Source organism: Nocardia aurea (assembly GCF_003123685.1).
In the GTDB taxonomy this organism is placed as follows: Bacteria; Actinomycetota; Actinomycetes; order Mycobacteriales; family Mycobacteriaceae; genus Nocardia; species Nocardia aurea.
Map to the genome: position 1 here is coordinate 1 of NZ_QCYJ01000084.1, position 13929 is coordinate 13929.

14 protein-coding genes are annotated in these 13929 nt (G+C 67.6%); 12 read left to right on the forward strand and 2 right to left on the reverse strand.

Annotated elements, in window-relative coordinates:
- The coding region (locus DAT37_RS13240) for an acetyl-coenzyme A synthetase N-terminal domain-containing protein (protein WP_332873282.1) at positions 1 to 209 on the reverse strand (209 nt) is incomplete at its 3' end.
- 368 nt (positions 210 to 577) lie between these two features.
- Here DAT37_RS13240 and DAT37_RS13245 point away from each other — a divergent pair.
- The 5 genes from DAT37_RS13245 (at position 578) to DAT37_RS13265 (ending at position 6578) form a co-directional block, all read left to right on the forward strand.
- The gene (locus tag DAT37_RS13245; RefSeq protein WP_232839720.1) at positions 578 to 2185 is read left to right on the forward strand and encodes a peptide ABC transporter substrate-binding protein; all 1608 of its coding nucleotides are present in this window, start codon (positions 578 to 580) and stop codon (positions 2183 to 2185) included.
- A gap of 64 nt (positions 2186 to 2249) precedes the next feature.
- Entirely contained in the window at positions 2250 to 3176 is a 927-nt protein-coding gene (locus tag DAT37_RS13250; protein WP_109525044.1) for an ABC transporter permease, read from the forward strand.
- Entirely contained in the window at positions 3169 to 4122 is a 954-nt protein-coding gene (locus DAT37_RS13255; RefSeq protein WP_109525045.1) for an ABC transporter permease, read from the forward strand. Before DAT37_RS13250 ends, DAT37_RS13255 begins: the two co-directional genes overlap by 8 nt.
- Positions 4119 to 5804: a dipeptide ABC transporter ATP-binding protein gene (locus tag DAT37_RS13260; protein WP_109525046.1), complete on the forward strand. Its 1686-nt coding sequence runs from the start codon at positions 4119 to 4121 to the stop codon at positions 5802 to 5804. The genes DAT37_RS13255 and DAT37_RS13260 overlap by 4 nt, the downstream gene beginning before the upstream one ends.
- 27 nt (positions 5805 to 5831) lie before the next feature.
- A complete protein-coding gene (locus DAT37_RS13265; protein WP_109525047.1) occupies positions 5832 to 6578 on the forward strand; it encodes a Fic family protein in 747 nt (248 codons plus the stop codon).
- A gap of 476 nt (positions 6579 to 7054) precedes the next feature.
- Here the strand turns inward: DAT37_RS13265 and DAT37_RS13270 are convergent, their stop codons facing one another.
- A complete protein-coding gene (locus DAT37_RS13270) occupies positions 7055 to 7918 on the reverse strand; it encodes an HAD-IB family hydrolase (protein ID WP_109525580.1) in 864 nt (287 codons plus the stop codon).
- Positions 7919 to 8343: 425 nt separating this feature from the next.
- On the opposite strand from DAT37_RS13270, the gene ssd reads away from it, so the two are divergent.
- The 7 genes from ssd (at position 8344) to DAT37_RS13305 (ending at position 13891) form a co-directional block, all read left to right on the forward strand.
- A complete protein-coding gene (ssd, locus tag DAT37_RS13275; RefSeq protein ID WP_109525048.1) occupies positions 8344 to 9453 on the forward strand; it encodes a septum site-determining protein Ssd in 1110 nt (369 codons plus the stop codon).
- A gap of 172 nt (positions 9454 to 9625) precedes the next feature.
- Complete coding sequence (locus DAT37_RS13280; RefSeq protein ID WP_109525581.1) at positions 9626 to 10834, forward strand: TadA family conjugal transfer-associated ATPase; 1209 nt, start codon at positions 9626 to 9628, stop codon at positions 10832 to 10834.
- On the forward strand, positions 10831 to 11622 hold the full coding sequence (locus tag DAT37_RS13285) for a type II secretion system F family protein (RefSeq protein WP_232839721.1): 792 nt from the start codon (positions 10831 to 10833) through the stop codon (positions 11620 to 11622). Before DAT37_RS13280 ends, DAT37_RS13285 begins: the two co-directional genes overlap by 4 nt.
- A 42-nt stretch (positions 11623 to 11664) precedes the next feature.
- The gene (locus tag DAT37_RS13290; protein WP_109525049.1) at positions 11665 to 12273 is read left to right on the forward strand and encodes a type II secretion system F family protein; all 609 of its coding nucleotides are present in this window, start codon (positions 11665 to 11667) and stop codon (positions 12271 to 12273) included.
- Positions 12274 to 12786: 513 nt separating this feature from the next.
- The gene (locus DAT37_RS13295) at positions 12787 to 12951 is read left to right on the forward strand and encodes a DUF4244 domain-containing protein (protein WP_109525583.1); all 165 of its coding nucleotides are present in this window, start codon (positions 12787 to 12789) and stop codon (positions 12949 to 12951) included.
- 35 nt (positions 12952 to 12986) lie between these two features.
- A complete protein-coding gene (locus DAT37_RS13300) occupies positions 12987 to 13316 on the forward strand; it encodes a TadE family type IV pilus minor pilin (protein ID WP_232839722.1) in 330 nt (109 codons plus the stop codon).
- A 170-nt stretch (positions 13317 to 13486) separates the two neighbouring features.
- On the forward strand, positions 13487 to 13891 hold the full coding sequence (locus tag DAT37_RS13305) for an Rv3654c family TadE-like protein (protein WP_269814751.1): 405 nt from the start codon (positions 13487 to 13489) through the stop codon (positions 13889 to 13891).
- The last annotated feature ends 38 nt before the right edge of the window (positions 13892 to 13929 follow it).

The following is a 13929-nucleotide window of genomic DNA, read 5'->3' on the forward strand; positions in this document are numbered from 1 at the left end:
TCGTGGAACCATCGGGCGATCGGTGGGTTGGTCCAGTCCAGGGTGTGGGTGAAGGGTTGGTGCCAGTGCAGGCGGTTGGCTTGCTCGGCCCAGAAGCCTTCACGATCGGCTGTAGCCTGTTCATACAACGAGGCATCGGCATTGGCCGCGGCGGCGAACTCCGCGGTCGGTGGGTACGAGTCGTTGTGATCGGCGTTCGTTTCGGTCATCTCGCCTCTTCTTTCCACGTAACCTGGGCGCACTGTTCGACGCGGCCGGTTCGACAGTAGTCAACGGCCGACGCCGCCGGGCCGGGTGTGTCCACCGGGTTTCGGAACTGTCTCGTTCGCCGGAACCGCCGTCGCCCGGTGGGCCCGCCCACCACCTCGGGCGACGGCGAACCTTCGGCCGATCGGCGATCTTTCCCTGTTTCTCTCATGTTGCCCCCTTGGTAACAAGCGCACCGAACCTTGCTCGATCCGGTGACAGCGCCGTCACCGATGGCTAATCTCCGAAACGTTCCTGGTGGATCGGATCGGGCACACCATGGTCGTCGCGTGCCCGCCGAGCCGCTCGATGCCGAATTCGGGAGAACGCGTTGAGATTCCACAGAGTTACCGCGTTGACCGCGGCGCTGGTGCTGGCCTCCGGACTCGGACTGTCCGCGTGTTCCTCCAGCGACACCGCCGATCCCGCCATCGTCACCACCAACGGCGGTGAGCCGCAGAATCCGCTGGTACCAACCAATACCAACGAGAATTACGGCGGGCGGGTCGTCGACAGATTGTTCGCGGGTCTGAAGTACTACGACAACAAGGGTGTCGCCCACGACGAGATGGCCGAATCCATCACGACGACGGATCGCAAGAACTATCGCATCGTCCTGAAACCGGACTGGAAGTTCACCGACGGCACCCCCGTCACGGCGAAATCCTTCGTCGACGCCTGGAACTACGGGGCACTCGGCGCCAACGCGCAGTTGCAGAGCTACGTCTTCACCCCGATCGCCGGATTCGACGAAGTATCGGCGGAAAAGCCGACGGCACAGACGATGTCGGGCCTGAAGGTCGTCGACGATCGTACCTTCACGGTGGAGTTGAAGCAGCCGTCCATCGATTTCGAGACCGAACTCGGCTACGCGCCGTTCTATCCGCTGCCTGAATCCGCGTTCGCCGATATGCGGGCCTTCGGCGAGAACCCGATCGGCAACGGGCCGTACAAGTTCGCGAATACCGGCGCGTGGGAGCACAACGTCAAGATCGACCTCGTGCCGAATCCAGACTATCGCGGTGGACGCCCGGCCAAGAACAAGGGTCTGCGATTCGTCATGTACCAGTCCTTCGACACCGCGTACTCCGATCTGCAAGCGGGCAATCTCGATACCCTCGACACCATTCCCGACAGCGCGCTGACCACCTACGAAGCCGATCTCGGTGACCGTGCCATCACCAAGCCCACCGCGCAGAACCAGCACATCGGGGTCCAGGCCGCGGTGCCGCATTTCAGCGGCGAGGAGGGTTTGCTTCGCCGCCGGGCGATTTCGATGGCGATCAACCGGGAACAGATCTGCGAGACCATCTTCAATGGAACCAGGCTGCCCGCCCGTGATTTCACCGCGAGCACCCTGCCCGGATTCGACGGTAATCTGCCCGGTTCGGACGTGCTGAAATACAACCCGACCGAGGCCAAGCGGTTGTGGGCGCGGGCCGACGCGATCTCGCCGTGGACGGGCCGCTACGAGATCGCCTACAATTCCGACGGCGGTCATCAGGCCTGGATCGAGGCCGTCGCCAACAGTGTGAAGAACACCCTCGGCATCGACGCGGTCGGTACGCCGTATCCGACGTTCAAGAACATCCGCGATCTCGTGAACGCCGGAACGATCGGTACATCGTTCCGATACGGCTGGCAGGGCGATTACCCGACCATGCTGCAATTCCTGACCTCGCAGTACTACAGCTTCTCCGATACGAACAACGTCGACTACAAGAATCCCGAACTCGACCGGCTGCTCGACGCCGCGCTCGCCGCGCCGACCCAGGATGAGTCCTACCGGATCGTGGCACAGGCCCAGGCCCTGTTGATCCGGGATATGGCCGATATCCCGATATTCGACTACGTCGCGGCCGCCGGGCACTCGGATCGGGTGACCAAGGCCGAACTGGGGTGGAACGGCCTGTTCGACTTCGAGAATATCGAGAAGTAGCCGCCAGGCCCGGCCGTGCCGCCACATCCGGCAGCACGGCCGCACCGTTCACCCAGGAGACGATATGGCCTGGTACATCGTGCGGCGTCTACTCCAGATGATCCCGGTATTCCTCGGGGCGACGTTGCTCGTCTACGCGATGGTTTTCCTTGTTCCCGGTGACCCCATCCAGGCGCTCGCGGGCGATAAACCGATGACCCCCGCGGTGGAAGCCCAACTCAGGGCGCGTTACCACCTGGACGAGCCGTTCTTCGTGCAGTACCTGCTCTACCTGAAGGGGATCGTCACCCTCGATTTCGGCACCGCGTTCTCCGGCAGGCCGGTGCGCGACGAACTCGCCCGCGCCTTCCCGATCACCATCAAACTCGCGTTGATGGCGGTGCTGATCGAAGGTGTCTTCGGCGTGATCTTCGGCCTGATCGCCGGCCTGCGCAAAGGCAGGCTGTTCGATTCGACGATGCTGGTGGTCAGCCTGATCATCATCGCGGTGCCGATTTTCGTCACCGGATTCCTCGCCCAATTCCTGCTCGGCGTGAAATGGGGAATCGCTCCGGTGACCGTCACCGGGCACGCCAGTTTCGGGGAACTGCTCGTTCCCGCGCTCGTCCTCGGGTCGCTGTCGTTCGCGTACGTGCTGCGGCTGACGCGCAACTCGGTGGCGGAGAACATGTCCGCCGACTATGTCCGCACCGCCACCGCCAAGGGACTGGGCAGACCGCGCGTGGTCACCGTGCACATCCTGCGCAATTCCTTGATTCCGGTCATCACCTTTCTCGGCGCCGATCTCGGCGCGCTGATCGGCGGGGCGGTGGTCACCGAGGGCATCTTCAATATTCCCGGTGTCGGCGGCACGCTGTACCAGGCGATCACGCGCGGTGAGCCGCCGACCGTCGTCTCCTTCGTGACGGTGCTGATCGTCGTCTTCCTGATCGCGAATCTGGTCGTCGATCTGCTGTACGCCGCGCTCGACCCGAGGATCCGCTATGCCTGAGCTGGATAAGAGTTCCGGACCGCGCCAGCCCTATTTCCTCGCCCCACCCGACGAGGTGGAAGTACTCGCCACCGACCGGGTGGAGGAATCGGGTGCGCCGCGCGGCATCCTCGGCGACGCCTGGCGTCAATTGCGGCGCAATCCGATCTTCCTCGTCGCCGCGGTGATGATCGTGGTCGTCGTGCTCATGGTGGTGTGGCCTGGACTGTTCACCGACCAGGATCCGCGCTACTGCCACGGCGATTTCAGCATGGATCCGCGTGGACCCGGTCATCCCTTCGGATTCGACAAACAGGGGTGCGATGTCTTCGCGCGGACCATTCACGGTGCCCGCGCATCGGTTTTGACCGGATTGGGCGCCACCGCGATGTTCGTTCTCATCGGCGGAACGCTCGGCGCGCTGGCCGGTTTCTACGGCGGTCTGCTCGATTCGGTCGTCTCGCGTATCGCGGAGATCTTCTTCGCCATCCCGCTCATGCTGGCGGCGATCGTGATTATGCAATTGCTCGACCAGCGCACCATCTGGACCGTCATCGTGATTCTGGCCGCCTTCACCTGGCCGCAGGCCGCTCGCATCACGCGCAGCGCCGTCATCGAGTCGAAGAACAGCGAATACGTCACCGCGGCGAAAGCATTGGGAGTCTCGCGAATACGCGTGCTGATACGTCACGTGCTGCCGAATTCGGCGGGACCGCTGATCGTGGTCACCACGATCTGGCTCGGGGTCTTCATCGTGACCGAGGCGACGCTGTCCTACCTCGGCGTCGGACTGCCGCGCACCGTCGTCTCCTGGGGTTCGGATATCGACACCAACCAGCAACAACTGCGTGGCGGTTCGCCGATCCTGTTCTATCCCGCGACCGCACTGGCGCTGACCGTCCTGAGTTTCATCCTGCTCGGCGACGCCCTGCGTGACGCGCTCGATCCGAAGGCGAGGAAACGATGACCGGGGAGATATCCGAACGCCCGCTGCTCGAGATCGACGACCTCACTGTCTGTTTCACCTCGGAGGGAAAGCGGATCCCGGCGGTGCGCGGGGTGAGTCTTGCGGTCTATCCCGGCCAGACCGTCGCGATCGTCGGCGAATCGGGTTCGGGCAAGACGACCACCGCGCACAGTGTCATCGACCTGCTGCCCGGCACGGGCCGGGTGACTTCGGGTTCCATCGTCTTCGACGGGAAAGTCCTGACCGGGGCGTCGAAGAACGACATCGTCGCGGTGCGCGGCACGGGCATCGGACTCGTGCCACAGGATCCGATGTCGAATCTGAATCCGGTGTGGAAAGTCGGCTTCCAGATCCGGGAGACTTTGGAAGCCAACGGGATCGCGAAAGGTAAGGCGGCCGCGCGGCGCGCCGTCGAACTGCTGGAGGAAGCGGGGATGCCCGACGCGCAGCGCCGAGTCAACCAGTATCCGCACGAATTCTCCGGCGGAATGCGTCAGCGCGCGCTGATCGCGATGGGGTTGGCGTGCAGGCCCAAACTGCTGATCGCCGACGAACCGACCTCCGCGCTGGACGTCACCGTGCAACGTCAGATCCTCGACCATCTCGCCGCGATGACCACCGAACTCGGCACCGCCGTGCTGCTCATCACCCACGACCTCGGGCTCGCCGCCGAACGAGCCGAACACCTCGTGGTGATGTATCGGGGCAAGGTGGTGGAATCAGGTCCGGCACTGCGTATTCTGCGCGATCCCCAACATCTCTACACCAAGCGACTCGTCGCGTCGGCGCCCTCGCTGGCCTCGCAGCGACTGTCCTCGGTACGTGAGCGCATAGCGGTACGTGAACAGGCGGTTCGAGTCGCTGAGGACACGGGCGGCGACGCTCCCACCGATGTGGTGGTCGCGCGGAATCTGACCAAGGAGTTCGCCATCCGTGGCGCGCGACCATGGTCGTCGACCGTGTTCAGGGCGGTCGACGATGTCGGATTCCGGTTGAAACGCGGCACGACCACCGCGATCGTGGGTGAATCCGGGTCGGGTAAGTCGACGCTGGCGCAGATGGTTCTCGGTCTGCTCGAGCCGACGTCGGGCTCGGTGACCTTCGACGGTCGGCAGATCGCGACACTGGATCGCAAGGGCGCCTTCGCCTTCCGTCGCAGGGTGCAGCCGATCTTCCAGGACCCGTACGGTTCCCTCGATCCCATGTACTCGATCTTCCGCACGATCGAGGAACCGCTGCGCACCCATCGGATCGGCACGGCGCGGGAGCGCGAGGCCGCGGTGCGCGATCTGCTCGACAAGGTGTCGCTGCCGCATTCGGTGATGCGTCGCTACCCGAACGAGTTGTCGGGCGGTCAGCGGCAGCGGGTGGCGGTGGCACGCGCGCTCGCGCTTTCCCCCGAGGTCGTCGTCTGCGACGAGGCGGTCTCGGCGCTCGACGTCCTGGTTCAGGCGCAGATCCTGAAATTGCTCAACGACCTGCAAGCCGAACTCGGGCTGTCCTACCTGTTCATCAGCCACGACCTGGCCGTCGTCCGCCAGATCGCCGACGAGGTGCTGGTCATGCGAGCGGGGCGGGTGGTGGAGTCCGCCCCCACGAGCGAGGTGTTCGACAGTCCGAAAGAGGAGTACACGCGGCGGCTGCTGGAGGCCATACCCGGGCGTGACCTGTTGACGGGGTGAATCGGGCGACGGCTAGCCTCGTATTCCGTGACCGATCCGCTACAGCCCTTGGTCGACCTGCCCGGCGTCCGCGATGCCGCCGACCGCGCCCGTGACGCGCTCGCCGCGGTGCACAGGCACAAATCGAATCGGCGCGGCTGGGCGACCACCGCCGCCGAAGCCGCGGTGCGCGCCGCGCGGTCGTCCTCGGCCGTCGACGGTGGCAGTACCGAGCTCCGCCCCGACGGTCACGTCGATGATCCGATCCTGGCGGGGGCCCTCCGGGTGGGACAGGCCCTCGACGGCGACGCGCTGCGCAACCTGGTCGGCGTCTGGCAACGTGCGCCGCTACAGGCGCTGGCACGACTGCATCTGCTCGCCGCCGCCGATATGGTCGAGGACGAGACACTGCTCGGCCGTCCGCGCTCCGACCGGGGGGTTTCCGAGCGCCTGGATCTGCTCGCGCAGACCGTGCTCGGCTCCACCGCGCCCGCCCCCGTCATCGCGGCGGTGGTGCACGGTGAACTGCTCACGCTCCGCCCGTTCGGCACAGCCGACGGTGTCGTCGCGCGCGCCGCGTCGCGTCTGGTCGCGGTGTCGAGTGGTCTGGACCCGCACGGCCTCGGTGTGCCCGAGGTGTTCTGGTTGCGGCGGCGGCAGGCTTACCTCGACGCCGCCGCCGGATTCGCCACGGGAACCCCGGACGCGGTGGGGGGTTGGACGATCCTGTGCTGCGGGGCGCTGGAGGACGGCGCGCGAGAGGCTGCCTCGATCGCGGATTCGGCCGCCGGATGAGTTCCGCGGGTGATCGCGCGGAGTGTGCCCCGAAGGGTGCGGACATCGAAGCGGGCGGCGTAGTCGACGACGACCTCACCGCCCGCTAGCACGGACTACCCGGTTACCAGGCGTGCTCGGTGGGTTGTGTTCTGCGGCCTCGGCGATGCTCCGGACTTCGCCGGTTAATCCCCGCAACCTGTGCGAGGCTCTCGCCGCCGGAATCCGAATCTCGCAGGCCCACAACGCTTCTGCCCTTGTAGCGGCGTGCTCCGCGTGGGTGCCTGGTGTCCGTGCTGGGAAGTACGATCGGGAGACTCGACCTTCTCTTCCGGTCCAGCCTTGGCCTTTCGCCCTCCGTAGCTACCTTTCTACACTGTGACGGGTCTCACTTCAAGGCTTCGTCAAGCATTGAATATCCGGGGTGTCACCCGGCGTTTCGTGGTGGGATCGCCGCCCGACCCGCCCTCGGTCGCCCCGGGCCGGACCGTCGGATCTCAGCGCCGTCCGCGCAGGATCCGGTAGGTGATCGCGCCCGCGACTATCGCGCTGAGGCCGACCGCGGCGGTCGCGGCGACCGTGGTCGAGGACGGCGTCTGGAACCTCGCCCACAGCGAGACCGGGTTGGAGAATGTCAGAATCGGCCAGCCCCGCGCCGTCGCCTCGCGCCGCAGCGCGCGGTCCGGATTCACCGCCGTCGGGTGGCCGACCGCGCTCAGCATCGGGATGTCGGTTACCGAATCGGAGTACGCGTAGCACTGGGCGAGATCGTAACCCTCACTGGCCGCGAGCTTTTCGATCGCGGTCACCTTGCCCTCGCCGTAACAGTAGAACTCCAGCTCGCCGGTGTAGGCGCCGTTCTCCACCACCATCCGGGTCGCCGCGGTGTGCGAGGCGCCGAGTACTTCGGCGATCGGACCGACGATCTCCTCGCCCGAGGCCGAGACGATGACGACGTCGTGTCCCCGGATCTTGTGGTCGGCAATGAGATCGGCGGCCTCGGCGTAGACGAGCGGGTCCACGAGCTCGTGCAACGTCTCGGCCACAATGGATTTCACCTGTTCGACGTCCCAGCCCGCGCACATATCGGTCAGGTGGGCGCGCATCCGCTCCATCTGATCGTGGTCGGCGCCGGAGAGCAGGAACAGGAAATGCGCGTAACTGCTTTCCAATACGGCGCGGCGGTTGAGCAGGCCCTGTGCGAAGAACGGCTTGCTGAAGACGAAGGTGCTCGACTTCGCGATCACCGTCTTGTCCAGGTCGAAGAACGCGGCGACCCGCGCAGCGGTCGGTTCGTCCGGAGACGCCGTGACCGGCGCGGTCCGGTCCGGAACCGATCTGTGGTCGCCCTGGCCCGTCACTCGTACAGGATAGGTGCTCGTGTCGGCCGCGTACGTCCGGACGCTGCCCGAGTGCTCTCGCGGGCCGAATCGCGCACCGCGCGAACCCTTGTTCACGGGCCGAGAAGTCGGACGCCGGAGGTTTGCCGGAGGGCCGCCGGGCCGGTGGGTACGACAAAGTTCTCCCGCGTCAGACTTGCGTTCTGGGCGGGACTTGGGTGTAGTATTGCTGGCACCTGGACATAGTCCAGGCGCGTTCAGCCCGACCCCCCGGGGCTGAACCCCGACGGCCCCAGCCTCCTCCCCCCCCCGGCTGGGGTCGTCCTCTATTCCGGGGTCGATCAGCTGCTGTTTTCCGGTCGTGAATTCATCCACAACAGGCGAGTTATCCACATTCGGCATATCGGGGCTGTCGCACGGGCGCCATCTCAACCACGCTGACCTGCATGGATTCCACTCCGGATCGGATGGCCACCACCCCGCCCGCCCTTGTTCTCATCGGGGATACGCGGCTGCGCGACGAGGTCCGCCGCATCGCGGCCGCCGCCGAACGCGCGCTCGACGAGCGTGATGTTCCCGTCGGCCGTCACACCTGGGCTTCTGCCCCCTTGGTGATCCTCGACACACCCGCTGCCATGGCCTGTGCCGAGGCGGGAAACCCCCGGCGCATCGGCGTCGTCCTGGTCACCGACGGCGAGCCGGAACTAGCCGATTGGCAGTGCGCGGCCGCTGTCGGCGTGGAGCGGGTGATCGCGCTGCCCGGCGCCGCCGTCGGGCTTATCGAGAAGTTTGCTGAGCACGGTGAGTACCGCGCGGGAGACGGTGTCGTCGTGGCGATCGCGGGTGCGGGAGGCGGCGCGGGCGCCTCCATTCTCGCGGCCGCGACAGCGCTGCGTTCGGCCGCGAGAAAGTTCCGTCCCGACACCGTCCTGGTCGACGGAGCACCACTCGGCGGTGGCCTCGACCTGCTGCTCGGCATCGAGACGGTGTCGGGACTGCGCTGGCCCGACCTGGTCGTCGAGGACGGTCGGGTTTCGGCGGGCGCGCTGCACGACGCCCTCCCCGCCGCCGCGCCGGGACTGTGCGTGCTCGCCTGCGGGCGCGGTGGTGCCGGCCGATTGCCGGGGGAGATCGGCGCCGCCGCGGCCCACGCCGTCATCGAAGCAGGCCGTGCCGCAGGCGATCTCGTCATTTGTGATGTTTCGGGCGAACGCGGCCCGCACGCGGACCGGATGATCGACTGCGCGGATCTCGTCGTGCTCGTCGTTCCAGCTCAGTTGCGCGCTGTCGCGGCGGCGGAATCCGTGGCGACGCGGATACGTCAGCGAAATCCCAATCAGGGCTTGGTGGTTCGTGGACCGGCACCCGGCGGACTGCGAGGAGCGGAGGTCGCCGAACTCCTCGACCTCCCGCTGCTCGCCGCCGTCCGCGCCGAAGGCGACCTTCCCGCTCGGCTGGAAAGGGGCGGTCTCACCCTGCGGCGAGGCCCTTTGCGCGGCGCGGCCGACGCGATCCTCTCGGTCCTGAGCGCACCCGCCGTTCAGGGTGTGCGATGAGCGGGGCCGGAGATTCCAGCACCGGTGCGGACGCGCGGGCCGGACGGCGTTCGGCGGCGCGATCGCGCTCCGAGTCGACCGGCCGATCGAGTGCCGATCGTCTCACCGCCTGCCGTGGGTGCCGGACACGCTTCGCGCGAACAACAGGGCGGCCGCGATGAACACGGCGGCGATGAACACGGTGGTGACGGGGGAACTGCTCGACCGGGTCCGCGAGCGATTGGCGAGCGGTTCGGCCGATCCAGACCCGGCGCGGGTGGTCGCGGCCGTCCGTGCGGAGGCGGGCGGCGTACTCGGCGACACCGATCTGCTCCGCGCGTTGCGTCTGCTCCAGACCGAGATGACCGGTGCGGGAGTGCTCGAACCGCTTCTGCGCGACCCGCGGGTCGCCGATGTCCTCGTCACCGCGCCGGACGCGGTGTGGATAGATCGCGGCCGTGGGCTGGAGAAGACCGAGGTCACCTTCGCCGACGAGGCGGCGGTCCGCCGCCTGGCGCAACGGCTCGCCCTCTCGGCGGGACGTCGTCTCGACGACGCGCAGCCGTGGGTGGACGGCAAACTGCCGGGAACCGAAGCGGCGCTCGGTGCTTCGTTCGGCGTGCGGCTGCACGCCGTGCTCGCTCCGATCGCGCACGGCGGCACCTGCCTGTCGCTGCGCGTTCTGCGTCCCGCGACCCAGGGTCTGCCCGCTCTGGTTTCGGCGGGTTCGATCCCCGTCGAGGTCGAACCACTACTGCGGGACATCATTCGGTCGCGCCTGGCGTTCCTCGTCGTCGGTGGCACCGGCGCGGGAAAGACGACGCTGCTGTCGGCGCTGTTGGCCGAGGTGGATTCGCGGGAGCGGGTCGTCTGTGTGGAGGACGCCGCCGAACTCGCGCCACCGCACCCGCATGTGGTCCGGTTGGTGGCGCGCACCGCGAATGTGGAAGGCATCGGGGCCGTCACGGTTCGCGACCTCGTGCGCCAGGCCTTGCGCATGCGGCCCGACCGCATCGTCGTCGGAGAGGTTCGAGGAGCGGAGGTCGTCGATCTCCTGACGGCACTGAATACCGGCCACGACGGCGGTGCGGGAACCGTCCACGCGAACTCGCCGCGCGAAGTCCCGGCCCGCCTGGAGGCGCTCGCGGCCCTCGGAGGTATGGACAGGTCGGCACTGCACAGCCAACTGGCCGCCGCCGTGCAGGTCGTTCTGCACGTACACCGCCGCGCCGACGGATCACGCGGATTGCGCGAGATCGGTGTCCTCGAACGTGACCGGCACGGACACGTCCGGATCGTTCCCGCATGGCGCTGTGACACCGACGCCACACCGGCGCGGGCCGCACTCACCGGTCTGCTCGCGGAGCGGGCCACTCCCTCGGCCCACCCGGGTGCGCGGTGACGGCCGCGGCGATCAGCCTGGCGTTGGCTCTGGTGATCGCACCACGGCCCGCCGCGACTCGACGTCGGGAACTGCTGTTCGGGAACGCGCCGATCGTTCGATACGGCACGCGTCGCCCCATGGTCGGCATCGCGGCCGCGATCGGTGCCGTCGTCACGATGGTGCTCGGAATCGGCCCGGTGATCGCCGCGGCGCTGGTCGGAGCGACCGCCGTGGTCAGGACGCGGAAGGTGCGCCGCGATCGTCGGCGTGCGACGGAGAACACGCATCTCCTGGAAGCGCTCGAGGCGGTCATCGGGGAATTGCGGGTCGGCGCGCATCCGGGCGCAGCGGCGCGCGTCGCGGCGGAAGAAGCACGGGGAGTCGCCGCGCAGGCGTTCGCGATCGGTGCGGCACGCGGCAGGCTCGGTGGTTCGGCGGGGGAGGGATTGCGCCTGCCGGATGCGGTTGTCGCCGACGAACTCGACCGCGTCGCCGACGCCTGGCAGGTCGCCGAACAGTATGGCCTCGCGCTCGCCGAACTACTCACTGCGGCCCGTTCCGATCTGCTCGGCCGCATCCGCTTTCGTGCTCGCACCGACGCCGCGCTGGCGGGCGCACGCGCGACGGCCGCTGTCCTCGCCGGGCTTCCGCTGCTCGGTATCGGTCTCGGCCAACTCATGGGCGCCGCGCCACTGCGGGTGCTGTTCGGTTCTGGTCCGGGAACGATTCTGTTGCCGCTCGGCGCGGGACTCATCTGCGCGGGTCTGCTGTGGACCGATGCCATCACGGGAAAGGCGCTCGTATGAATCGCCGTGGGATGTGCTCGAAGTCGAGGAGAGGAGGCCGGGGTGCTCGCGACCGCCGTATTACTGCTCGCCGTCGCCGTGCTGGTTCTGCCGGGGCGGGTCGCCGTCGGCCGACGATTGCGCGCGGCGAATCCGCACGGCGCGGAAAACTCGGCGCGCGGTCGAGTGCGGGTCGAAACGACCGACCCTCTCGCGGTGTCCTCGGTATTCGACCTGCTCGCAGCCTGTCTACGCGCAGGAATGCCGATGGCGGGTGCCGCCGCGGCCGTGGCTCCCGGTGCGCCGGAAGTCCTGCGCGAGGCGCTCGTTCGCTCGTCCGGCCTGCTGGAACTGGGTGCCGACGCGACAACGGCGTGGGAACGCGCGGTGCGCGACGCGAGTGGGCGACCGGGTGCCGAGGAGGTCGAAGCGCTGGCACGGATGGCGCGGCGCTCGGCTCGCTCCGGCTCCTCGCTCGCCACGGCCATCGGCGAACTGGCGGAACAGCGGCGTGGTGCCGCGGCGGATGTGGCGGCCGCCCGTGCCGAACGTGCGGGGGTGCTCATCGCGGGGCCGCTCGGCCTGTGCTTCCTGCCCGCATTCCTCTGTCTCGGCATCATTCCGGTCGTGATCGGCTTGGCCGCGCATGTCCTCGGCGATGGTTTGCTCTGACCGCTGCCGGTTCATCGGTCCTCGCGTGGTTCCGGGGTGCCGAGGTGACGACCAGCCGGAATCGGACCGGGTGGCGCCCGCACAAGGTGTGGTCCGCCGTTACGTCACGTGCTGATCGGTCGCACAGCATCCGTTCCCGGGGTACGCACTCCGCCCACACCGCTGAGCCGATACGCATCGCGCGTGTCGAGGTGCATGCCGAGTCGAAGTGCGCGAGTTCACACATTGTCGGAACATGCCCGCGCGGAGCAGCCGCCCGGGCCGAGGGGAGAGGGGCACATGGTGCGAAACGACGAGGTCGCGGGTGCGGTGCAACGTGGGAGAAAGGCGCGATTCGAGAGGACACCGTCGGTCTTTCGTCCCCCGAACGCGCTGGTCTCCAGCGTGGTGCAGGCCGCTCCGGTACAGGTCGATCCGAGGTGCGATCCGACCCGGCCGGTCTCGACCGTCCATCCGATCCGTTCCGCACCACAGCGAATCCAGCTGTCACTGTGGAAGATTCGATACCGAATCATGCGCGCGGTGGTCGCGGAGGAGGGCATGTCCACCGCCGAATACGCGATAGGGACCATCGCGGCAGCGGCATTCGGCGCGGTGCTGTACGGCGTCGTCACCGGCGATTCGATCGTCGACGCGCTGACCAAGATTATCGAGCGGGCGCTCGACACGGCGGTCTGACCTCGCGGTCGCGGCGTTGTGGTGGGACCGTTCTGGTGGAAGAGCGGGGCGCGGTGACGGTGGAGGCCGCCATCGCGCTGACGGCGATCGTCGCCGCTGTCCTGTGTTGTCTCGGGGCGTTACTCGCGGCGTCGACGCAGGTCCGCTGTGTCGACGCCGCTCGCGAAGCCGCCCGCCTCACCGCGCGCGGCGACCACGAGAACGCGACCATCGTGGCCCGCCGGGTCGCACCACCGGGCGCGGAGATCACCATCCGCAGCGGAAGCGAGCACATCGTCGCGGTGGTTTCCGCCGAAACCCCGTTACTCCCAACCCTCGTCCTGCGAGCCGAGGCGGTCGCGGCACCCGAGCCGGGTACGCGATGAGGGTGTGGACGCGGTTCTCGCGCGGGCACATGACATCGATGCGGAGCGTGAGCGGTCCGAGGGGACGGCTCCGTTCCACCCACTCGGACGCGACCCGGCCGACCGGCGCTACCGCCACCCGTTTGGGCAGTCGCGCAATGGCGCCGGGGAGTATCGCGGACCGCCGCCAGGTGATCGACTCGGGCCGGCGTACGCCGACCGAATCGGATCATCACGCGCGGTGGGATTCGGACCGGGGCGGGGCGACGGTTCTCGGGTGCGTGGCGGTCACCGCGCTGATCGCGGTCACGCTGATGATCGCTCAGGTGGGTGCGGTCGTGGTGGCGCGGCATCGGGTGCAGGCCGCGGCGGACCTCGGCGCGCTGGCCGCTGCGGGCGCGCTGGTCGCGGGAACGGAAGTGGCGTGTGCCGAGGCAGAAGAAGTAGTACATCTCATGAGTTCGGGGATGCGCGGTTGTGAAGTTGCCGAATGGGATGCCGTGATCACCGCGGAAGGGAATGTACCAATAGGTCTGTTCGGGCACCGATCCGTTCGTGCTGTCGCGAGAGCGGGGCCGTTGACTGATCAACAATGACGGGTGCGTATAGACACCGATCAGTGGTAGTGCGCGAC